Raw genomic sequence first — 20,421 nt, 5'->3', positions numbered from 1 at the left:
GCCCGGGAGGGCCACGCCCCGTGATCGTCGCCGGCGGCACCGGACCGCACCCCCGGCGACGGGATCAGACCCGGACGTCCGCCACGGCGTCCGCGAACCAGCGGGTCAGCGTGGTGGGGTGGGTGATGGCGGTCCCGACGACCACGGCGTACGCCCCGCACTCCAGGGCCCGGGTCACCTGACCGGGGGAGTGGATCCGGCCCTCGGCGACCACCGGCACGTCCAGCGCGCCCGCGAGCCGCTCCACCAGGTCCAGGTCCGGGCCGGCGGCCTTCCGGTCGTACGTGGCCGGGGTGTACCCGGAGAGCGTGGTGCCCACCAGGTCGGCACCGAGCCGGGCGGCCCGTACCCCCTCCTCGTACGTGGACACATCGGCCATCACCAGACCGCCGGCAGCACGCACCGCGTCGATCGACGCGGCCAGCGGCCTGCCGTCCGGCCGGGGCCGGTCGGTGGCGTCCAGGGCGACGACATCCGCCCCGGCCGCCAGGACGGCACGAGCGTGACGGGCCGTCGGAGTGATGTACACGCCCTCCGCCCCGTCCTTCCACAACCCGATCAACGGAACGTCGAGCGCGCCGCGGATCGCCTGGATGTCGTCCAGCCCTTGGGCGCGGATACCGGCCGCGCCGCCGTCACGGGCCGCCAGCGCCACCCGCCGCATCGTGTCGGGGTCGCGCATCGGCTCACCCGGATACGCCTGGCACGACACGATCAGCGTGCCGCGCAGGCGGTCGAGAACCGACCCTTCCGGAGCGCCGCTCATCGCAGGACCTCCCGGGCGAGCCGGGCGGCGCCGAGCACGGCCGCGTCACCGCCCAGAGTCGCCGGCCGCAGCGCCACACCCTTGAGGGGCGGCAGGAGTTCGGCGGCGAACGCCTTCCTCAGCGGGTCCCACCACTCCGGGCCGCATCCGCTGACGCCGCCGCCGACGAGGACCAGTTCGGGGTCGGTCATGTTGACGATGCCGCCCAGGGCCTCGCCCAGCGCCCGCGCACCCCGCGCCAGCACCCGGCGCGCCGACTCCTCGCCCGCGGCCGCCCGCGCCGAGACCTCGGCCAGCGAGGAGACGGGGCCCTCGCACCTCGCGTACGCGGCGAGCAGGGCGGGTCCGCTCGCCACCGCCTCGGCATGACCGGATCCGCCGCACGTGCAGGCGACCCCGGCGGCCGCCGGCACGGGGACGTGACCGGCGTGGCCCGCGACGAACCGGGCGCCGTGGTGCACCCGGCCGTCGATCAGCTGCGAGGCACCGATTCCGGTGCCGACCGCGACCAGCAGGACCTGGCGGTGACCGGCGGCGGCGCCGAGCCACGCCTCGCCCAGCGCGTGCGCGTGGACGTCGTTGTCGACCGAGACCGGGACGCCCAGCGCCTGTTCCAGGTCCCGGCGCAGCTCGGTCCCGGCCCAGCCGGGCAGCGCGTCCGTGGCGGAGACGATCCGGCCGGCGGCGGGATCGACGACGCCGGCGCTGCCGACGCCGACCGCCGCCACCGGCCCGCCCAGCTCCCGGACGGCCCGGACCGCGGCGGCGACCACGGCGGCCGGTCCGTCCGCGGCCGGGGTCGGCAGCGTGTGGCGGGCCAGCAGGGTGCCGTTCGGGTCGACCAGGCCGGCGGCGGTCTTCGTGCCGCCGATGTCGATTCCGGCGACGAGGGTCATCGCAGGCCCGCCCGCTCCAGGATCTGTGCGATCCGTGCGGTCTCGGCCTCGTCGAGCGGGCGCATCGGGGGGCTGACGACGTTGGTGTCGATGATGCCGCGGACCTTCAGGGCGGTCTTGAACGCGCCCAGCCCGCCGGCCGTCGCGGAGGCCGTGCCGGGTACGGCGACGGTGACGATCTCGAAGAGCCGTGCGATGCGGTCCTGTTCGGCCTTCGCGGCCACCCAGTCCCCGGCCGAGGCGAGGCGGTCCAGGCGCGCGTAGCCGTGCGGGTCGACGTTGCCGAGGCCGGGCACCGCGCCGTCGGCGCCGCCCAGCAGCATCGCGTCGACGACGACCTCGTGCCCGGTCAGGACGGAGAATTCCGGCAGGTCCTGGGCGCCGAGGCACAGGTAGCGCAGGCCCACGTCGTCGCCGCTGGAGTCCTTGATGCCGGCCAGCACGCCGTCGGCGGCGAGGCGGAGCACGAGATCGGTCGACAGCTTGCTGTGCACGCAGACCGGGACGTCGTAGGCGAGCAGGGGCAGTTCGGCCGCGTCGGCGAGGAGCCGGAAGTGCCGGTCGATCTCGGTTTCGTGGGTGCGGGTGTAGAAGGGGGCGGTCGCGACCACGGCGTCCGCGCCGCTCTTGCGGGCGGCCGCGGCCCGCTCGATCGCGCGGTTGGTCGTCTGCTCGATCGTGCCGACGACGACGGGGACCTGCCCGGCGGCGGCGCCGACGATCGTGTCGACGACGACGTCCTTCTGGGTGTCGGTGAGGTAGGCGGTCTCACCGGAGCTGCCGAGGGCGAAGAGCCCGGTCACGCCGCCTTCGAGGAGGAATCCGACGAGCCGCTCCAAGGAGGTGGTGTCGATCTCGCCGTCGGCGGTCAGCGGGGTGACGACCGGGGGGATGACTCCGGTGAAGCGGGGGTTACGGGCGTTCACGACGTGCTCCTGGCGGTGTGTACGGGGGAAGGGGAACGGAAGGAAGAGGAAGAGGGGGCGTCGTCCGTCAGCGGGTGGACGCAGTGCCAGCGGTGGCCGGACGCGGCGCCGTCGGCCGCCGGGAAGGCGGTCGCGCAGTCGTCGTCCGCCCGTCGGCAGCGGGTGCGGAACGGACAGCCGCTGGGCGGATTGACCGCCGACGGCACCGGACCGGTCAGGATGATCCGCTCGGTGCGCTCCAGCAGGCTCGGGGTCGCCGAGAACAGCGCCTCGGTGTACGGGTGGGCGGGCGCCGCCGACACCGCGCGGGCCGGGCCCTCCTCGACGATCCGCCCCAGGTACAGCACGGCGAGCCGGTCCGAGAGGTGCCGCACCGTCTGGATGTCGTGGGAGATGAACACCATGCCGAGACCCAGCCGCGCCCGCAGGTCGACGAGCAGGTTCAGCACCTGGGCGCGTACGGAGACGTCGAGCGCCGAGGTCGGCTCGTCGGCCACGATGACGTCCGGCTCCAGGGCGAGGGCCCGCGCGATCGCGACCCGCTGCCGCTGCCCGCCGGAGAGCTGCCCGGGGAGGGCGCGCAACATGTGGCCGGGGAGGCCGACGAGGTCGAGGAGTTCCTCGACGCGCTCCTCGCGCTCCCGTTCGGTGCCCCGCCTGTGGACGTCGAGCGGGTCGCGGAGGATGCGGCCCACGGACATCCGGGGGTTGAGGGCGGTGGCGGGGTCCTGGAAGACCACGCCGACCGCGGCGCCGAACTCCCGGCGGCGGCGGGCGGCGGGCATCCGCCACAGGTCCTCCCCGCGGAAGTGCACCGTGCCCTCGGTGGGCTCCTGGAGGCCGGTGAGGACGCGGGCGAGCGTGGACTTGCCGCAGCCGGACTCGCCGACCAGGCCGAGGATCTCGCCCTTGGCGACCTCCAGCGACGCGTCGGTGAGGGCGTGGACGGCGTCGTGACGGAAGAGGCCGCCGCGTGCCTTGTGACGGACGTGGATGTTCTCCAGGCGGATCATCGGACCGCCTCCTTCTGAAGCTCGGCGGTCGCCGCGGGGTGGTGGCAGGCGAATCCATGGGGCCGGCCGCCGGCCGCGGTCAGCTCCGGGGGAGTCGTACGGCACAGCTCCGTGGCCGCCTCGCACCGCGAGGCGAACCGGCAGCCGGTGCCGAACTGCCTCGGGGCGGGGACCACGCCGTGGATCTGGTGGAGCCGGTCCGCGCCGCCCTCCAGGGAGACGACCGAGCCGAGCAGGCCGCGGCTGTAGTGGTGCGACGGAGCGACGAGGACCGAGCGGGTCTCGCCGACCTCGGCGAGCTGACCGGCGTACATCACGGCGACGCGGTGGGAGAGGTCGCCCACCAGCGCGAGGTCGTGCGAGACGAGGACCATGGCGAAGCCGAGTTCGTCGCGGAGTCGGACGAGGAGCTCCACCACCTGGGCCTGGACGGTGACGTCGAGGGCCGTGGTCGGCTCGTCGGCGATGAGCAGCCGGGGACTGCGGGAGAGCGCCATGGCGATGAGGACGCGCTGGCGCTGGCCGCCGGACAGCTCGTGCGGGTAGCTGCGCAGGGTGCGTACCGGGTCGAGGCCGACCAGTTCGAGCAGCTCGGCCGGGGTGCGGGTACCGCCGCGCGAGGTGAGCTGGCGCAGCTGCTTGCCGACCAGGATCGACGGGTTGAGCGACGACAGGGCGTCCTGGTAGACCATCGCGATCTCGGGGCCGGCGAGCGCCTGACGCTCCTTGCGGTCCATGGTGAGCAGGTTCCGGCCGCGGTACTCGATGGTGCCGGAGACCTCGGCGTTCCGGGCCAGCAGGCCCATGACGGCGAGGCTGGTGATGGACTTGCCGCAGCCGGACTCGCCGACCAGGCCGAGGGTCTCGCCCTCGCGGACGGTGAAGGAGATGCCGTCGACGACGTTCACGTCGCCGTACCGGTCCGGGAAGCGGATGGCGAGGTCCTTCACGACCAGCAGTCCGGCCGCGTCGTCGGCCACGGGCCGCGCCGTCGGCGGGGTGGCCCGGACGACCTCCGCGAGCCGGGCGAGGGCGGCGTCGACGTCCTCGCGCGAGCGGGGCTCCATCGCGGGGCCGGAGGTCTCCCGCCGGGGCGTCCCGTCCTCCGTACGGCCCGACTTCGGGGCCGCCGAGGCGTCGGTGAGTCCCTCGGAGAGCATGTTGAGCGCCAGGACGGTGATCAGCAGGACCATGCCGGGGAAGAAGGTGGCCCACCATCCGCCGGAGAGCAGGATCTGGCGGCCGTACGAGAGGACGTTGCCCCAGCTGGGATCGGGGTCCTGCACGCCGGCGCCGATGAAGGAGAGGCTCGCCTCGAAGGTGATCGCCTCGGCGACGAGGACGGTGGCGAAGACCATGACGGGCGCCGCGCAGTTGACGGCGACGTGGCGCAGCACGATGTGGCCGCGGCGGGCGCCGATGACCTTCTCGGCGGCGACGTAGTCCTCGCCGTACTGGGCGAGCACGTTGGCGCGCACCACGCGGGCCAGGGACGGCACGTACACGAAGGCGATGCTGCCGACGATCACCGGGACGCTGGGGCCGAAGACGGCCACCAGGACGGCGGCCAGCGCGATCGGCGGGAAGGACATGACGACGTCGAGGGTGCGCATCACGGACTCGTCGCCCAGTTTGCGGGACGTGGCGGCCACCGCGCCGAGCAGCGCTCCGCCGACGACCGCCAGCGCGGTGGCGCCGAGGCCGATGAGCAGCGAGTAGCGGGCGCCGTAGACGACCCGTGAGAACACGTCGCGGCCCACACGGTCGGTGCCGAACCAGTGCGCGGCGCCGGGGGCCTGTACGGGAGCGCCGGTGGCCAGCGGGTCCGCGGCGAACAGCGGAGCCAGGACGGCCGCCGCGACGACGAGCAGCAGCAGGGAGACGGCGATGCGGGAAGTGGCCGGCAGGGCGCGGAAGCGGATGCCGGGACGGGAGAGTCTCGTGGCGAGACGACCGGTGAACATGCGTCACACCGTCCTGATACGGGGGTTGACGAGCAGGTACAGGAGGTCGACGACGACGTTGACGACCAGGAACGCGAGGGCGATGGTCAGCACGGTGCCCTGGACGAGGGCCGTGTCGCCGCCGGTGACGCCCTCGAGGATCAGCTTGCCCATGCCGGGCAGGTCGAAGATCGTCTCGATGACGACGGCGCCGCTGAGCAGGTAGCCGACCTTGATGCCGAGCACGGTCAGCGGGGTGACGAGGGCGTTGCGGAGCACGCCGCGGATCACCAGGGTCCGGGGGAGACCGTTGCCGGTGGCGGTACGGACGTAGTCGCGGTCGAGCTCGCCGACCATCGAGGTCCGGATGAGGCGGGCGAGCGACGCGGCGACGGGGACCGCCAGCGATATCGCGGGCAGCGCCATGGCCAGCAGCCACCCGGAGAAGGACTCGGCGGGGTTGACGTAGCCGCCCGTCGGGAAGACCGGGGTGTTCAGGGCGAACTGCTGGATGAGCACGACGCCGAGCCAGAAGGAGGGGATCGCGATGCCGGCCATCGACAGGACCCGGCTCACCTGGTCGGGCCAGCGGTCGCGCTGCACCGCGCCGGTCACGCCCAGGGCGACGGCGAGGACGACGGCGAGGACGAGGCCCAGCGCGGTGAGCTGCATGGTGACGGGGAGCGCGATCGCGATCCGGTCGGCGACCGGCTGACTGGGCGGCATGGTGACGCCCAGGTCGCCCTGGAGCAGCTGGCCGAGGAAGCCCACGTACCGGAGGGGCAGCGGGTCGTCGAGCCCGTGCTCCGCGGCGAACGCGGCGCGGGCCTCGGGCGTGGCGCCCTCGCCGAGCGCGTTGAACGCGGGGTCGGCGGGGGAGAACTGCAGCACCACGAAGACCAGCAGGGTGATGCCGAGGATCATCACCGGCATGATCGCGATGCGTCGCAAGGCGAGCCGGAGGAAGACAACCATCGTTCGGTTCCTAGCGGTTGGAGGGGAACCCGGGCCGGTCCGCGGACAGGGGACGGACCGGCCCGGGCCCGGTCAGGAACGGCCGACGTTCAGGAACGACATGCCGGTGGTGGGCAGCGGGCTGAAACCGGGCAGCGCCTTGTCGTTCCAGGCGGTGGGCAGCTTGCGGTGCAGGATCGGGTAGATCGGCGCCTCGTCGGCGACGATGTCCATGACCTCTCCCCACAGCCGCTTGCGCTCGGCCTCGTCGGAGCTTCTCGCGGCCTGGTCCAGGAGGGCGCGGACCTGCTTGTCGGGGGCGCTGCCGGCCCAGCGGTACCGCTTGGTCGGCCAGGTGCCGTCGTAGAACCAGCGCAGCAGCAGGTCGACGTCGTTGCCGAAGACGGACGGGTCGCCCGGTGCGACGAGCACCTGGAACCGGCCCTGGTCGACCTTGCCGTACTGGGCGGCGGACTGGCCTATGTTCAGCGTGGTCTTCACGCCGACCGCGTCGAGGCTCTCCTTGATCAGCGGGGCGATGTCCTTCACCCAGCCGACGTCGGTGGTGAGCAGCTCGATCGACAGGTCGGTCACGCCGGCCTCGGCGAGCAGCTTCCTCGCCTTCGCAGGGTCGTACGTGTAGACCGTCGACGCCTTGTGGAAGTCGGGGTGCGTCGTCTGCAGGTAGCCCTGCGCGGCGGTGCCGTTGCCCATCATCGCCGTCTGGATGATCTTGTCGACGTCGAGTGCGTAGTGCAGCGCCTGACGGACCCTCTTGTCGTCGAACGGCTTCTGCGCGGTGTTGAACATCATGAAGAGCTGGCCGAAGGACTGCACCGAGTCGACGGCGGCCTTCGCGGACAGGCGCTTCGCGTCGATGTACGGCACGTCCTCGATGGCCTGGACACGACCGGACTCCAGAGCGCTCACCCGGGCCGCCGGATCCGACATGAGACGCCAGGTCATGCTCTTGGCCTTGGCCTTGTTGCGGCCGTTGTACCTGTCGTACGCCTCGAAGACGATCTTGTCTTCCTTGGTGGCGGAGACCAGGCGGTACGGGCCCGAGCCCACCGGCTTGGCGTCGAACCCCTTCGGGTCGGCCAGCACCAGCTTCTTGGGGACGATCTTGGCGACGGTGACCCGGGAGGGGAACAGGTCGAAGGCGTACTTGAGCGTGAACTCGACGGTCGAGGCGTCGACGGCCTTCACCTTGTCGAGGAAGGGCAGGAACTGCGCCATCAGCGAGGCGTTCTTCGGGTCCAGGATGCGCTCGAAGCTGAAGACCACGTCCTCGGCCGTCACCGGCGAACCGTCGTGGAAGGTGGCACCGGCGCGCAGCGTCGCCCGGTACGTGGTGGCGTCCACCTTCGCGGGCAGGGCGGTGGCCAGCGCGGGACGGGCCACCAGGGTGGCCGGGTCGAGGTCGGCGAGGCCCTCGAAGACGTGCGTGTTCGCGGCGACGGGCGTGGCGCCGGAGGCCGTCATCGGGTCGAAGCCGGTGGAGAGCGCGTAGGAGATTCCCGCCTCGATCGTGGCGCTGCCCGAGCCGGTCGCGGAACCGGTGGAGGCGGGGCCGCCGCACGCGGCGAGGGTGCCGGTCAGAGCGGCCGCCGTCCCGATGGCGCCGGTGTAGCGCAGGAAGCTGCGGCGGCGGAGTCCTGCGGGTATCCGCTGCGACATGGGGTTCCTCCTAGGGGGCAACGCTCACTCGAATGTGCCAGAGTTCAGACGTCTGATGTCCGATGGCTTGATAGTGTGTGAACGTAGCTGGACGAGGGAGAGGGGTCAATAGGTGGCCAGTCCTGAGATTTCGGAAGCGCGCCGGGGGCGCGGGACGCTCCGCAAGGAGGTCGTGGAGGAAATCAAGCGCTACATACTCGACAAGCGCATGCGCCCCGGAGACCCCCTGCCCACCGAGGCGGAACTGTGCATCGCCCTGGGCGCCAGCCGCTCCAGCGTCCGTGAGGCGGTGAAGACCCTCGCCGCCCTCGACATCGTCGAAGTGCGCCACGGGCACGGCACCTACGTCGGCCGCCTGAGCCTCTCCGCGCTCGTCGAGTCCATGACGTTCCGGGGCATGCTGAGCCCCGACGACGACTTCCGCGTGTACGCCGACCTCGTCGACGTACGCGAACTGTTCGAGCGCGGCAACGCCGACCGCATCGTGGGCTCCCTGAGTCCGCGGCACCTCGAAACCCTCGACTCCCTGGTCGACGAGATGGACCGGCAGGGGGCCGGGGGAGGCGACGGCTTCGTGGCCTCGGACCGCGCCTTCCACGCGCTCCTCGTGGAACCGCTGGGCAACGAGCTGGTCAGCCAGCTCACCCTCGCCTTCTGGGACGTCTACTCGATCGTCTCGCCGCACCTGAACCTCATGACCATCGAGGACGAACGCGTGACGGTCGACGTGCACCGCCGCATCGTCCAGGCGGCACGCGCCGGCGACCCGGCGGCCTTCGTCGCCGCCGTCGCCGACCACTACGCACCCGTCCGAAGGCGCCTCGCCGAGGCCCGGGCCAGGTCCGGCGGGGAGGGCTCCTAGCCCTCCGGTCGACAGCGGTCGACAGCGCAGGAAGGCGTCCGCCCGGCCTTGTCCGGGCGGACGCCTCGCGTTTCGGGCACTTCTTGACCCTTGAGCGCGGGCCTCCGTACAGTCCCCAGAGATCAGACATCAGATCTCTGCCTGTCGGCCCGCCCGCAAGGAGAACACCGTGCCGTTGACCGACCTGACGCTCGAAGAGTGCCTCGCCTACCGACCCGAACCGGCGCCGCCCGCCGACTTCGACGCCTTCTGGGCACGGACCCTCACCACGACGGCGATCACGACCATCGGCTCCTCCGCGGAACTGACCCCGGTCGACAACGGCCTCACCCTGATCGACACCTACGACGTGACGGTCCCGGGCTTCGACGGCCACCCCATACGCGGATGGCTGCGCGTCCCCGCCGGCGCAACCGGACGGCTCGGCTGCGTCGTCGAGTTCCTCGGCTACGGACGGGGCCGCGGACTGCCCCACGAGAACCTCCTGTACCCGGCGGCCGGATACGCCCACCTCCTCATGGATACCCGCGGCCAGGGCTGGTCCGCCGCCCCCGGCGCCACCGCCGACCCCTCCTCCGGCGACAGCGGCACCGTCCCCGGCTTCCTCACCCGAGGCGTCGACAGCCCCGAGAACCACTACTACCGACGCCTCTTCACCGACGCCGTCCGCTGGACCGAGGCCGCCCGCACCCTCCCGATGATCGACCCGGACCGGATCGCCGTCACCGGCTTCAGCCAAGGCGGCGGCATCGCCCTCGCCGTCGCCGGACTCGTCCCCGGCCTGGCCGCGGTGATGCCCGACGTGCCCTTCCTCTGCCACATCCGCCGCGGCGTCGAGATCGCCCCCGAACCCCCCTTCGCCGAGATCGCCCAGTACCTCGCCCTCCACCGCGACCACGTCGACCGGGTCTTCACCACCCTGTCCTACTTCGACGCCGTCCACTTCGCGGCCCGAGCCGACGCCCCCGCACTCTTCTCGATCGCCCTGATGGACCCCATCTGCCCGCCCTCCACCTGCTTCACCGCCTACCACCACTACGCCGCGGAGAAGTCGGTCGAGGTGTATCCCTTCAACGGGCACGAAGGCGGGGGCCGCGTCCACGAGCGCGCCCAACTCGCCTTTGTCCGTGAGCACATCGGGTGAGTGCACCGGCGGCGTGAGTGCATCGGGTGAGTGCACCGGCGACGTGGGCGTGAGGGCTCACACCGGCGACGTGGGCGCGTGGGCCCGCGCCGATCGCCCGGCCCGACGCATACCGGCGGGAACATTCCCGGCAGTCCGCCACCACTGCCCATCAATCGCCGGGAGGCCGTCTATCCGCGTAGACCAAGCTCGTCCACAATGATGCCGCACCCGCACGAGCAAGACCGCTGTGCGCCCGCACGGCGGTGATTCCGGCATGCCCGGACCTGGGCAACGCCATTGTCTGGAGGACAACTTGTTCGCTGAGAGACAGCTCCGCGCGGCACTCACCGGGCTCGCGCTGGGCGGACTGACCCTGACCACCCTTCAGGGAACCGCCGCGGCGACCGAAGCCGCCACCACCAAAGTCCCGGCGACCGCCACGCGCTCGCTGACCGCCACGAGCTCACCGGTCGCCACCGCCTCGCCGGTCGCGACGATCGAGGACTCGACGGCACGCGCCCTGGCACGTTCACTCGCCGACCCCACGTGGCGGAAGCAAGTGGCGAAGGCGGCCCTGGCCGACCAGGACGTCGACCTGCTGGCCCTGACCGCACACTCCGGCGCCAAGCCGGCCAAGGACTTGAGAACCGCCCTGGCCAAGGCCGAGACGGACATAGCCCGGGCGAAGGGGCTCGGCAAGGACACGCCCTCCCTGCTGCGGATCAGCCTCGCCGGGCAGTCGGTGAGCGGGTCCACCCTCGCCAAGGCGACTCCTCTGGTCGCGTCGGCGCCCGCCGACGACGACGCCGAGGTGATCGTCGCCTACGACAGCGCGGGCAACGCACACCGGTTGGACGCGGCGAAGGCCCCCGACCGGCCGGTCTACATCGTCGGCATCGACGGACAGAAGGCCCTCGCCGCCGGCCTGGAGGTGATCGACAAGGAACTCGCCGCGAAGGGCCTCGGCACCGCGGCCTCCGCCACCGCGTCCCGCACCGCCTCCACCACGGCCGCCACCTCCGGCTTCTGGACGACCCGCATCAACTCGATCAGCGCGGGGGACGTCGAGGAACCCTGGTTCAAGGGCAGTGCCGAGATCTTCACCCTCGTCACCGGCTTCGGCACGGACGGCAAGGTCCGCGTCGACACCGTCACCATGCCGTACCTCGACGACGAGAACCACACGTACTACCCGAACCAGATCCTGGTCAACTGGTCCAACTACAAGTACAACCTGGCCGACGTCGTCCTCATGGAGGACGACGGCGACACCAACTACTCCTCACTCGCCAAAGCCCTCGCCGCCGTCCTGCTGACGGTCACCGACCAAGGCGCCTACATCCCCCTCGTCAACGCGCTCATCGACGCCATGCCCACCTCCTGGTGGACCGACGACCCGGACTACGTCGACTCCTTCTACACGCTCGCCCGGGAAACCACCGGCAGTCGCATCGGCGCCTCGGGCAACGTCCGCATCACGGTCGACCGCTACTACGTCTCCGAGCTCTGATCCGCACTCCCGCCCCACCCCCGCCTCTCACCGCCCGGTCTCACGGTCGGTGAGAGGCGGGGCCTTTCCTCCGGACCGCGGGCCGGGTACGCGATCGCCCCCGCCGGCCTCGTGACGCGGGCCGCTCCAAGGCGACCTCAGCAGTCGGCGTCCAGCAGCGGGGAGTCACTTGCCGACCCTCTTCCGTACCCGGCTTCCCGGGGCGGGTGCACTCGGCCCAGGCGGCCAACGGAGGTCCTGCCGCGCCGAGGCAGGCGAAGAACACGCCGACGAGGCGGAAGGCGCGGCCGCCCTGCCGTGGGGTCTCCACCGTGGAGCCGAGTCTGCTCCGGAGCAGGACGCAGACGCCGCTGTTGACCGCGTAGACCGCTGCCACGGTCCAGCGCGGCGCGTCGGTGTGCGCGCTGAGCCAGATCGGCAGCAGCAGGGAGACGGTCTGGTACTGCAGGCCCATCGCGCTGGAGAGCGCGACGAAGGACACGTACGGCCGGTCGGCCAGGACGGACCACTGCCGGTGCTCCTTGGGCCGGGGCAGCGGCCGATAGTTCGGGACGCCGAGGAGCGCGATCAGTCCGGCGAAGGCGAAACTGGCGGCATTGGCGAGGATCAGCCCGGTGTAGGCAGGACGCGTGTTGATCTGGATGGCGAAAGCCGCGCCCAGCGTGCCCACGACGACGCCGAGATTGACGAAGGTACGGAGTCTGGCCCGGAAGGCGGCGGGATGCTCACCGCCGACGCGTGCGATGGGCGCACCGCCCGCCGCGTTCCCGGCTGGGGGAGGGCCGGCTCCGGACACGGTGGAGTGAATGATCACCAGGACTGTGGACGCTTGCGAAGCGTGACTGCTTGAGTGCGGAACGTTATAGACCGCTTGGTTTGTTTCCTGCTCTCAGGAGGCTACGTGTTCCACCTCAAGACATCCTTCGCGCGCAGGGTCGCGCTGGGCACGCTCACCGCGCTGGCCTTCTCGGCCGCTGTCCCGGGCGGCGCGGCTTCGGCTGCGCCGGAGCCGGTGCAGTGGGCGGCACTCGGCGACTCGTACACGGCCGGCGTGTTCGTCGGCTCCCCCCGACCGGAGCTCGGCAGCGCGAACCGGGACGGATGCGACCGCACGACGGGCGCCTACCCGAACCTCGTCGAGCGCAGGCTCGCGGCCGAGCCGCCGGCGGGCCGGTCGGTGAAGCTGACCGACTTCAGCTGCGGCGCCGCCACCATCGACGAGATCGCCGTGGCCCGCCAGACCCCCATCAGCCCGGTGCAGCCCCCCGAGGACGGCTGGCCGAGCGTGGCCCCCCAGATCGACCGCGCCCAACTGAGCGCGAGCACCGACGTGGTCACGATCGGCGTCGGCGGCAACAGCCTGCCCTTCGGCAAGATCCTCACGTCCTGCCTGATCGCCGGCATCGGCCAGCCGGACGAAGCCACCCCCTGCCGGGACGCCTACGAGGCCGGCGGCCCGTTCCTCGACCCCGAGTCGATCTACGACAAGTACGACCGGGTCACCCGGGAGTACGCCGGCATGCTGCGCGCCGTGCACGAGAAGGCGCCCAACGCCAGGGTCATCACGGTCGGCTACCCCACGATCGTCCCGGCGGACCCCACCACGTGCGACCGTCAGGACACCACCGAGCTGGCGGCCGACATCAAGGATCTCGGCCGGATCTCGGCCACCCACGGGGACATCGCCTGGCTGGGCGAGGTGAACACCCACCTCAACGCGATCATCGAGGCCATCACGGAGCTGAGCGGCGACACGTACGTCGACACCGCCAGGGCCAGCGTCGGCCACGACGCCTGTCAGCCCCGGGCCACGAAGTGGGTCGAGGGAGTCTGCGGCCAGGCCGGCTCGTACTGGCCGAGCGAGGTCGCCGTCGGTCCGCTCACCCTGACCTGCTCGGGCGACAACCGGGCCACGCTCGTGCACCCCAACGCTGCCGGCCACGCCAACACCGCCACCCTGGTCGAAGCCGCCGTCCGTACGGCGTTGACGTCCTGACCTGACCTGACCTGATCGCACCGTCCCACCGCCCCTGGCCCCAGCGGCCCGGGGCGGCCCGGCGTGACACCCCGGGCTTCTGGGACCGCGTCCAGGACATTTGCGGCCTCTACCGCGTCCCGCCGACCGGGGCGATCGTGCTGTCCATCGACGAGAAGACCGCGATCCAGCCCCGCGAACGCCGCTATGCGGGCCAGCCGCCACGGCCAGGTCAGGCCGCCCGATGCGCGTTCGAGTACCGCCGCCACGGCACCGCCTCGGCAACCTGACCCCCGTGGACCGGGTCGGCGGCTACCCGGGCAGGGCCGCTGTGAGGTCGACCTCGATCAGCTGTCCAGAAAAGCCGAGTTGGGCGACTCCCAGCAGCGTGCTCGCGGTGGTGAACGCCGGCCCTATGACCGACCCGGTCAGGCGCTGCCATGCAGCACCCAGGACCGCGACCTCGCCGCTGACCACATAGATCACCGAGCGGACGACGTGATCAGGACGGGCGCCCACCGCGCTCAGAGCAGCGGCAGCATTGGCTGCCACCTGGTCGATCTGGGCGTCGAGATCACCTGGACCCACCAGTTCCCCTGAACGGTCAAGCGGGCACTGTCCCGCCAGGAACGCCGTCCGGCCCGCCTCCACGACGGTGATGTGGTGGTATCCCGGAGTCGCATGGAGTTGGGTGGGGTTGATGCGTGTGATCTCGGAGGTCATGCGCGCGAGTCTGGCGACTCGCCCGACTCGGCGCACCAGGTTTTCGGCAGGCCCACCCCGTGACCGGACCTGCCCAGTGGCGGAAGCCCGGTCAGCACCAACGCGGTGATCGTTTCTGGTCAAGCACCAGGCGGACGACGTCCCCGGTGTCATTCCTCCCCGGAGAACCGCTCCCAGGCGGACTGGCGGGTGATGCCGAGTGCCTCGCCGATCCTGGCCCAGGTCACGCCGCGGCGACGCAACTCCGTGACCCACATGCGGAGGTCGGCCTCGACCTGGTGGGCGACGGCGGCGACGCGCGGGAGTCGGTCCAGCATGGCGGCGTCGGTGAGTTCGCCCCACAGGGGCATGCGCAGCTCGGTGGGGCCGGGGCGGTACTCGGCGACGATGGAGGCGGCCAGGTCGACGCACGTGTTGCAGATGGTGACGCCGGGGCCGGCGATCAGCTTGGCCACGTCCGCCTCGGGGGTGCCGCAGAAGGAGCATGTCCGGGCTCCGCGTTGCATCGTTTCCGCGGGCATGGCGAAACCTCTTCCGACTGCGACCTGTCTGTCAGGCCGATCCTGACAGGGAGAGTACGGAAGTCAGGGTGACCCTGACAAGCGGCGCCCGGGCCGGGGTACGGCCCGTTCAGTGGCGCCCGGAGGTTGTCGTCGCTCGGACCGGCTCCGGCCTCCAGCGACTCCCCTGTGGACTTTCGATGCGGAATCGATGCGAGTTGTGCCGCAGGGGTCCGCCGCCGGAGCGTGAGGGGGTACGGGGCCGACGAGGTCCTCGGACCGCCGCACTCGCTGTGGCGGCGCCGCAAGCCCAGGTGGGCACCCCGCGTACGGCCCGATGTCGCCGCCCGCGCCACCGCCGGAGGAGGAAGCGTCATGACCGCGCACCGCATGACCGGTGAACTCGCCGCGCCGACGGAGCACGAGCCCGAGGCGCACCAGCTGCCGCACGGGGACGGAGCCGGTGACGACGACTGGATCGCCTGCGGACTCGTCGAGGGTGACGAGCGCTGCCTGGACGCCGCGTACCAGCGCTGGGGGCGGCTGGTCCACACGCTGGCCGCCCGGGCGACGGGGGACCCACGGGAAGCGGAGGACGTCACCCAGCAGGTGTTCGTCGCCGCGTGGCGTGGGCGGGCCAATTTCCGTCCCGAGCGGGGCACGCTGCCGGCGTGGCTCACCGGTATCACGCGCCGGAAGATCGCCGACGCGCTGACCGCGCGTACCCGCCGTACCGAGCTGGCGACGGCGCTCGGTGCCGAGCTGGAGCACGAGGGCGGCGTGGTCGAGGAGCCCGAGGGAGTGCTCGACCGGATCGTCGTGACCGAGGAGCTGGCGAGGCTGCCTCGGGTCCAGCGTGACGTCCTGGAACTCGCGTACTTCGACGACCTGACGCAGGTGCAGATCGCCGACCGCATCGGGATGCCGCTGGGCACGGTCAAGAGCCACGCCCGGCGCGGCCTCCAGCGGATGCGCCACAACCTGGCCCTCGCCGCGATCGGCGGCTGATCCGGCCCATCCGGCCGGGCGAGGGCTCCGAATCACCGACTGCAGACCGGCTGCACAGACGCGCCGCGGCCACGACCGGCCGACGGCCATCACACAAGGGCACAAGGGGTGGAGACGATGAACGGACGACGGAGTGTCGCCGTGGTGGGGGCGGGGGTGGCGGGCCTCACCGCCGCCCACGTCCTGTCCCGGGCGCACGACGTGGTGCTGTACGAGTCCGAGGACCGGCTGGGGGGTCACGCGCACACCCACGAGCTGCCGGCCCCCGAGGGAGGGACGCTCCACGTGGACACGGGCTTCATCGTCCACAACGAGCGGACCTATCCCCACCTCCTCCGCCTCTTCCGCGAACTCGGCGTCACGACCCAGGACTCCGAGATGAGCATGTCCGTCCGCTGCGACGGATGCGGCCTGGAATACGCGGGCGCGCGCGGGGCCAGAGGCGTCCTCGGCGGCGGCAACGCCCTCCGGGGCCGCCACCTGCTGATGCTCGCCGACGTTCCGCGCTTCCACCGCGCCGCCCGCCGCCTGCTGTCCGCCGACGACACCACGCGTACGCTCGACGACTTCCTGCGGGCCCACCGCTTCTCCGCCTACTTCGTCAGCCACTTCGCGATTCCCCTCGTCTCCGCCGTCTGGTCGTGCGCCCCCGACACCGCCCTGCGGTATCCCGCCGTGTACCTGTTCCGCTTCCTCGACCACCACGGACTCCTGTCGGTGAGCGGCTCCCCGCAGTGGAAGACCGTCACCGGAGGCTCCGCGGCCTACGTCGAGAGGGTCGCCAAGTCGGTCGCCTCCGTGCGGACCGCGACCCCGGTACTCACCGTCGTGCGCGGCGCCGACCGCGCGACCGTCGTCACCGGCGACGGCGAGTCGGCGGAGCACGCGGCCGTCGTGATCGCGGTCCACCCCGACCAGGCCCTGCGCCTCCTGGCGGACCCCACGGAACAGGAGCGGCGCGTCCTCGGCGCCTTCACCTACTCCCGCAACCCGACCGTCCTGCACCGCGACACGACCGTGCTGCCGCGCTCACCGCACGCCCGGGCCTCCTGGAACTACCGGCTGCCGTCCTGCACCGCCCGCCCGGGCGCCGTCCAGGTCAGCTACGACATGAACCGGCTGCAGCGGCTCCGCACCGGCGAGCCCCACATCGTCACGCTCAACCCGGGCGACGGCCTCGACGAGTCCACCGTCCTGGCGCGGATGACGTACGAGCACCCCGTCTACACGCCGGAGTCCGTCGCCGCCCAGCGGCTCCTGCCGACCCTCCGCACCCCCGTCACCGCCTACGCGGGCGCGTACCACGGCTGGGGCTTCCACGAGGACGGCTGCCGCTCCGGCGTCGAGGCCGCCCGGCATCTGGGGGTGGAGTGGTGATGACCGGGACAGCACCGCCACCCGTGCCCGCCCTGTACGAGACCGAGGTCGCCCACACCCGCGTCGCCCCCGTCCACCACGCCCTGCGCCACCGCACGTACATGTGGCTCGTCGACATCGACGACCTGCCTGTCCTGCCCGCAGCGCTGCGCCCCCTGGCCCGCTTCGACCCGCGCGACCACTTCGACGGCGACGCGCCCACGCTGCGCGCCGGCCTCGACGCGTACCTCGCCGCCCACGGCGTGACGGACGCGGACGGGCAGGTGCTGATGCTCGCCCACGCGCGCGTGCTCGGGGTCGTGTTCAACCCGATCACCCTGTACTGGTGCCACGACCGCACCGGCCGGCCCGTCTGCGTGATCGCGGAGGTCCACAACACGTACGGCGGACGCCACTGCTATCTCCTTCGTCCGGACGAGCGGGGCCGCGCCGAGGTCGCCAAGGACTTCTACGTCTCGCCGTTCCTCGACGTCGCGGGCGCGTACCGCATGCGGCTGCCACTCCCCGGCGACGTCCTCGACCTCACCGTCCAGCTGCGCCTCCCGGACGGCTCGCGCCCGCTGACCGCCACCGTTCGCGGAGCGCACCGGCCCGCCGGCCCGCGCACCCTGCTCGCGGCCGCGCTGCGTCATCCCTGGTCGACCCTCGGCGTCTCGATGGCCATCCGCCGCCACGGCGTCCGCCTGTACCTCAAGGGGCTTCCCGTCAGGCCGCGCCCCCGCACCGCCCCGTCCCTCAAGGAAGGCACCCCGTGACCCTCTCCCTCCCCTCGGCCGCACCCGCAGCCCCTGCGGGCGCCGTCCAGGCGGACCCGGAGCGCTGGCCCGACGTCGCCCGGTTGCCCCGCGCCTCGGCCGTACGCACCGCTGTCGCCCGCCGGATCGTCGAGCGGGCCTTCGCCGGCCTGCCCCTTCGGATGCGGACCGCGGGCCACGGTCCTCTCGTGCCGGAGTGCCGCGAGAGCACGGAGAGTTGCGGGGGCCGCGCGGGCGACGTCATCGCTCCGGCTCCAGCTCCGGCATCGGCTCCGACCCTCACGCTGCACGACGCCGACGCCTTCCACCGCCGGATCGGTGCCGACGGACTCATCGGCTTCGGTGAGTCGTACATGGCCGGCGAATGGGACGCGGACGACCTCGTCGGTGTCCTCACCGTCCTCGCCCGACACGTCGACGACCTGGTTCCCGCACCACTGCGCCGACTGCGCGGAGCGTGGGTCCGGCGCAGGCCCACCGCCGACCGCAACACCCCCGACGGGGCGCGCGAGAACATCCACCGTCACTACGACCTGTCCAACGAGCTCTTCTCCCTGTTCCTCGACCCGAGCCTCAGCTACTCCTCAGCGGTCTTCGACCCTCTCCCGGAGACCGCCGGTCCCCTCCCCGACGCGCTCTTCACCGCCGCCCAGCACCGCAAGATCGACCGGCTCCTCGACCTGGCCGGGACCGGCCCGGGCACCGAACTCCTGGAGATCGGGACCGGCTGGGGCGAACTCGCGATCCGCGCCGCCGAGAGGGGCGCCCGCGTCCGCACCGTCACCCTCTCCGAGGAGCAACTCGACCTCGCGCGTCGCCGCGTCGCGCACGCCGGGGCCGACGACCGCGTCACCGTCGAACTCCTCGACTACCGCGACGTCCGGGGCCAGTACGACGCCGTCGTCAGCGTCGAGATGGTCGAAGCCGTCGGTGCCGAGTACTGGCCGGAGTACTTCACCTCCCTCCGCCGGCTGCTCGCCCCCGGCGGCCGCATCGCACTCCAGGCCATCACGATGCCGCACGAGCGCATGCTCACCATCGCCCGCACCCACACGTGGATCAGCAAGTACGTCTTCCCCGGCGGTCTGATCCCCTCCCCGGAGGCCATCGCCCGCGAGAGCGCCGCGGCGGGCCTTCGCATCACCCATGACAAGGGATACGGCGGCCACTACGCCGAGACCCTCCGCCAGTGGCGCGAGCGCTTCCTCCGCGAGGCGCCCGACGTCGCCGCACTCGGTTTCGACCAGGTCTTCCGGCGTATGTGGGAGTTCTACCTCGCGTACTCCGAGGCGGGATTCCGCGCCCAGTACCTCGACGTCCGCCAGCTGCGGCTCACGGCCGACGAGGGGGAGGAGACCCGATGATCCCGGCCGCCGCCACCCCCGCTCGGACGCCGGCGCCTCCATCCGTCGAGTCCGCTCGGCTGCGGCAGGGGAGGTCACAGCCTGCCGCCCGGAACTCCAGCGCGCGGACGGACACCCCCGGCGGGGCGTTCCCGACCGCCCCTGACGCCGGCCGGTACCGGGTGGTGTCATGACCGCCGTCGACCCCGGAGCCCTCGGCGTGGTGCTGGCCGCCTCCGCGGCCACGGCCCTCGCCGTCATGCTCGTCACCTTCGTGATCGGCACCGCGAAGCGCCTCCACCGGATCGTCGACGTCGCCTGGGGGCTCGCCTTCGCCGCCGTCGCCGTCGTGGCCTGGTTCCTGGCGGCCGGCCACGGTGACGACGGCCGCCGGACCGTCGTCGCCGTCGCCACCGTCGTCTGGGGGCTGCGACTGGCCGTCCACATCGCCCGGCGCGGACGCGGCCACGGCGAGGATCCGCGGTATGCCCGCATGCTCGCCCGCGCCCGCGGCAACCCCACGCTGTACGCGCTGCGGACCGTGTACCTCCTCCAAGGCGCCCTCGTCTGGCTCGTCTCGCTGCCCGTCCAGTTCGCCGTCCTGCTGCCCGAGCCGCTGGAGGCGACCGCCTTCCTGGGCCTCGCCGTGTGGGCGGCGGGCGTCGCCTTCGAGGCGGTGGGCGACCGCCAGCTGGCCCGGTTCAAGGCCGACCCGGGGAACCGCGGCCGCGTCATGGACCAGGGACTCTGGAGCTGGACCCGGCACCCCAACTACTTCGGCGACTTCCTCGTCTGGTGGGGGCTGTACCTGACGGCCTGCGCCACCTGGCAGACGGCCCTCCTCACCCTCGTCTCCCCGCTCGTCATGAGCGCCCTGCTCATCTGGGGCAGCGGAAAGCGCCTCCTGGAAGCCCACATGGCCGACCGCCCGGGGTACGCGGCCTACCGCGCCCGCACGAGCGGTTTCCTCCCCCGACCTCCCCGCCGCCTGGCGGACGCACCACGAGCCGAGGGCGGCCGCCTCTGACAGTCGAGGGCGCGGCTTGTCCTCGCACGACGGCGGA

At 72.3% G+C, this 20,421-nt stretch carries 19 protein-coding genes; 9 read left to right on the top strand and 10 right to left on the bottom strand.

The annotated features are described in order from the left end of the window. Positions 1-64: 64 nt before the first annotated feature. The 7 genes from ACFVZH_RS25700 to ACFVZH_RS25670 all read right to left on the bottom strand — a co-directional run bounded on the left by ACFVZH_RS25700 (position 65) and on the right by ACFVZH_RS25670 (position 8,178). Entirely contained in the window at positions 65-766 is a 702-nt protein-coding gene (locus ACFVZH_RS25700) for an N-acetylmannosamine-6-phosphate 2-epimerase (RefSeq protein ID WP_384900668.1), read from the bottom strand. Further along, positions 763-1,662: an ROK family protein gene (locus ACFVZH_RS25695; RefSeq protein WP_384900666.1), complete on the bottom strand. Its 900-nt coding sequence runs from the start codon at positions 1,660-1,662 to the stop codon at positions 763-765. The genes ACFVZH_RS25700 and ACFVZH_RS25695 overlap by 4 nt, the downstream gene beginning before the upstream one ends. After that, positions 1,659-2,588, bottom strand: a complete 930-nt coding sequence (locus tag ACFVZH_RS25690) for a dihydrodipicolinate synthase family protein (protein ID WP_384900664.1) — start codon at positions 2,586-2,588, stop codon at positions 1,659-1,661. Before ACFVZH_RS25690 ends, ACFVZH_RS25695 begins: the two co-directional genes overlap by 4 nt. Continuing rightward, positions 2,585-3,601 (bottom strand): oligopeptide/dipeptide ABC transporter ATP-binding protein, encoded by a 1,017-nt coding sequence (locus ACFVZH_RS25685; RefSeq protein WP_384900663.1) that lies wholly within the window; start codon positions 3,599-3,601, stop codon positions 2,585-2,587. Before ACFVZH_RS25685 ends, ACFVZH_RS25690 begins: the two co-directional genes overlap by 4 nt. Then, positions 3,598-5,565, bottom strand: a complete 1,968-nt coding sequence (locus tag ACFVZH_RS25680) for a dipeptide/oligopeptide/nickel ABC transporter permease/ATP-binding protein (protein ID WP_384900661.1) — start codon at positions 5,563-5,565, stop codon at positions 3,598-3,600. The genes ACFVZH_RS25685 and ACFVZH_RS25680 overlap by 4 nt, the downstream gene beginning before the upstream one ends. A 3-nt stretch (positions 5,566-5,568) precedes the next feature. Further along, positions 5,569-6,519: an ABC transporter permease gene (locus tag ACFVZH_RS25675; protein WP_384900659.1), complete on the bottom strand. Its 951-nt coding sequence runs from the start codon at positions 6,517-6,519 to the stop codon at positions 5,569-5,571. 72 nt (positions 6,520-6,591) lie between these two features. Continuing rightward, the gene (locus ACFVZH_RS25670) at positions 6,592-8,178 is read right to left on the bottom strand and encodes an ABC transporter substrate-binding protein (protein WP_384900656.1); all 1,587 of its coding nucleotides are present in this window, start codon (positions 8,176-8,178) and stop codon (positions 6,592-6,594) included. A 127-nt stretch (positions 8,179-8,305) separates the two neighbouring features. On the opposite strand from ACFVZH_RS25670, the gene ACFVZH_RS25665 reads away from it, so the two are divergent. The 3 genes from ACFVZH_RS25665 (at position 8,306) to ACFVZH_RS25655 (ending at position 11,676) form a co-directional block, all read left to right on the top strand. Then, positions 8,306-9,040: a FadR/GntR family transcriptional regulator gene (locus ACFVZH_RS25665; RefSeq protein ID WP_384900836.1), complete on the top strand. Its 735-nt coding sequence runs from the start codon at positions 8,306-8,308 to the stop codon at positions 9,038-9,040. A gap of 169 nt (positions 9,041-9,209) precedes the next feature. Continuing rightward, positions 9,210-10,184: an acetylxylan esterase gene (locus tag ACFVZH_RS25660; protein WP_384900654.1), complete on the top strand. Its 975-nt coding sequence runs from the start codon at positions 9,210-9,212 to the stop codon at positions 10,182-10,184. A gap of 295 nt (positions 10,185-10,479) precedes the next feature. Beyond that, positions 10,480-11,676, top strand: a complete 1,197-nt coding sequence (locus ACFVZH_RS25655) for a DUF3103 family protein (RefSeq protein ID WP_384900653.1) — start codon at positions 10,480-10,482, stop codon at positions 11,674-11,676. A gap of 40 nt (positions 11,677-11,716) precedes the next feature. On the opposite strand, the gene ACFVZH_RS25650 is transcribed toward ACFVZH_RS25655, so the two are convergent. Then, positions 11,717-12,490 (bottom strand): hypothetical protein, encoded by a 774-nt coding sequence (locus ACFVZH_RS25650; protein ID WP_384900651.1) that lies wholly within the window; start codon positions 12,488-12,490, stop codon positions 11,717-11,719. A gap of 87 nt (positions 12,491-12,577) precedes the next feature. Between ACFVZH_RS25650 and ACFVZH_RS25645 the strand changes: the two genes are divergently transcribed. Further along, on the top strand, positions 12,578-13,672 hold the full coding sequence (locus tag ACFVZH_RS25645) for an SGNH/GDSL hydrolase family protein (protein ID WP_384900650.1): 1,095 nt from the start codon (positions 12,578-12,580) through the stop codon (positions 13,670-13,672). Positions 13,673-13,963: 291 nt separating this feature from the next. On the opposite strand, the gene ACFVZH_RS25640 is transcribed toward ACFVZH_RS25645, so the two are convergent. Beyond that, positions 13,964-14,374 (bottom strand): RidA family protein, encoded by a 411-nt coding sequence (locus ACFVZH_RS25640; RefSeq protein ID WP_384900648.1) that lies wholly within the window; start codon positions 14,372-14,374, stop codon positions 13,964-13,966. A gap of 149 nt (positions 14,375-14,523) precedes the next feature. After that, positions 14,524-14,895, bottom strand: a complete 372-nt coding sequence (locus ACFVZH_RS25635; protein WP_384900646.1) for a ClpX C4-type zinc finger protein — start codon at positions 14,893-14,895, stop codon at positions 14,524-14,526. A gap of 354 nt (positions 14,896-15,249) precedes the next feature. Between ACFVZH_RS25635 and ACFVZH_RS25630 the strand changes: the two genes are divergently transcribed. The 5 genes from ACFVZH_RS25630 to ACFVZH_RS25610 all read left to right on the top strand — a co-directional run bounded on the left by ACFVZH_RS25630 (position 15,250) and on the right by ACFVZH_RS25610 (position 20,384). Then, the gene (locus ACFVZH_RS25630) at positions 15,250-15,882 is read left to right on the top strand and encodes an RNA polymerase sigma factor (RefSeq protein ID WP_384900644.1); all 633 of its coding nucleotides are present in this window, start codon (positions 15,250-15,252) and stop codon (positions 15,880-15,882) included. Positions 15,883-15,999: 117 nt separating this feature from the next. Continuing rightward, positions 16,000-17,259, top strand: a complete 1,260-nt coding sequence (locus ACFVZH_RS25625) for an NAD(P)/FAD-dependent oxidoreductase (protein ID WP_384900642.1) — start codon at positions 16,000-16,002, stop codon at positions 17,257-17,259. Beyond that, entirely contained in the window at positions 17,259-18,014 is a 756-nt protein-coding gene (locus tag ACFVZH_RS25620; protein WP_384900640.1) for a DUF1365 domain-containing protein, read from the top strand. The genes ACFVZH_RS25625 and ACFVZH_RS25620 overlap by 1 nt, the downstream gene beginning before the upstream one ends. After that, the gene (locus tag ACFVZH_RS25615; protein WP_384900638.1) at positions 18,011-19,378 is read left to right on the top strand and encodes a class I SAM-dependent methyltransferase; all 1,368 of its coding nucleotides are present in this window, start codon (positions 18,011-18,013) and stop codon (positions 19,376-19,378) included. Before ACFVZH_RS25620 ends, ACFVZH_RS25615 begins: the two co-directional genes overlap by 4 nt. Before the next feature lie 169 nt (positions 19,379-19,547). Beyond that, the gene (locus ACFVZH_RS25610; RefSeq protein WP_384900636.1) at positions 19,548-20,384 is read left to right on the top strand and encodes a DUF1295 domain-containing protein; all 837 of its coding nucleotides are present in this window, start codon (positions 19,548-19,550) and stop codon (positions 20,382-20,384) included. The last annotated feature ends 37 nt before the right edge of the window (positions 20,385-20,421 follow it).

The organism is Streptomyces sp. NPDC059534 (assembly GCF_042743475.1).
In the GTDB taxonomy this organism is placed as follows: domain Bacteria; phylum Actinomycetota; class Actinomycetes; order Streptomycetales; family Streptomycetaceae; genus Streptomyces.
The sequence above is the reverse complement of the archived record's forward strand: the minus strand, read 5'-3'. Positions and strand labels throughout refer to the sequence as shown.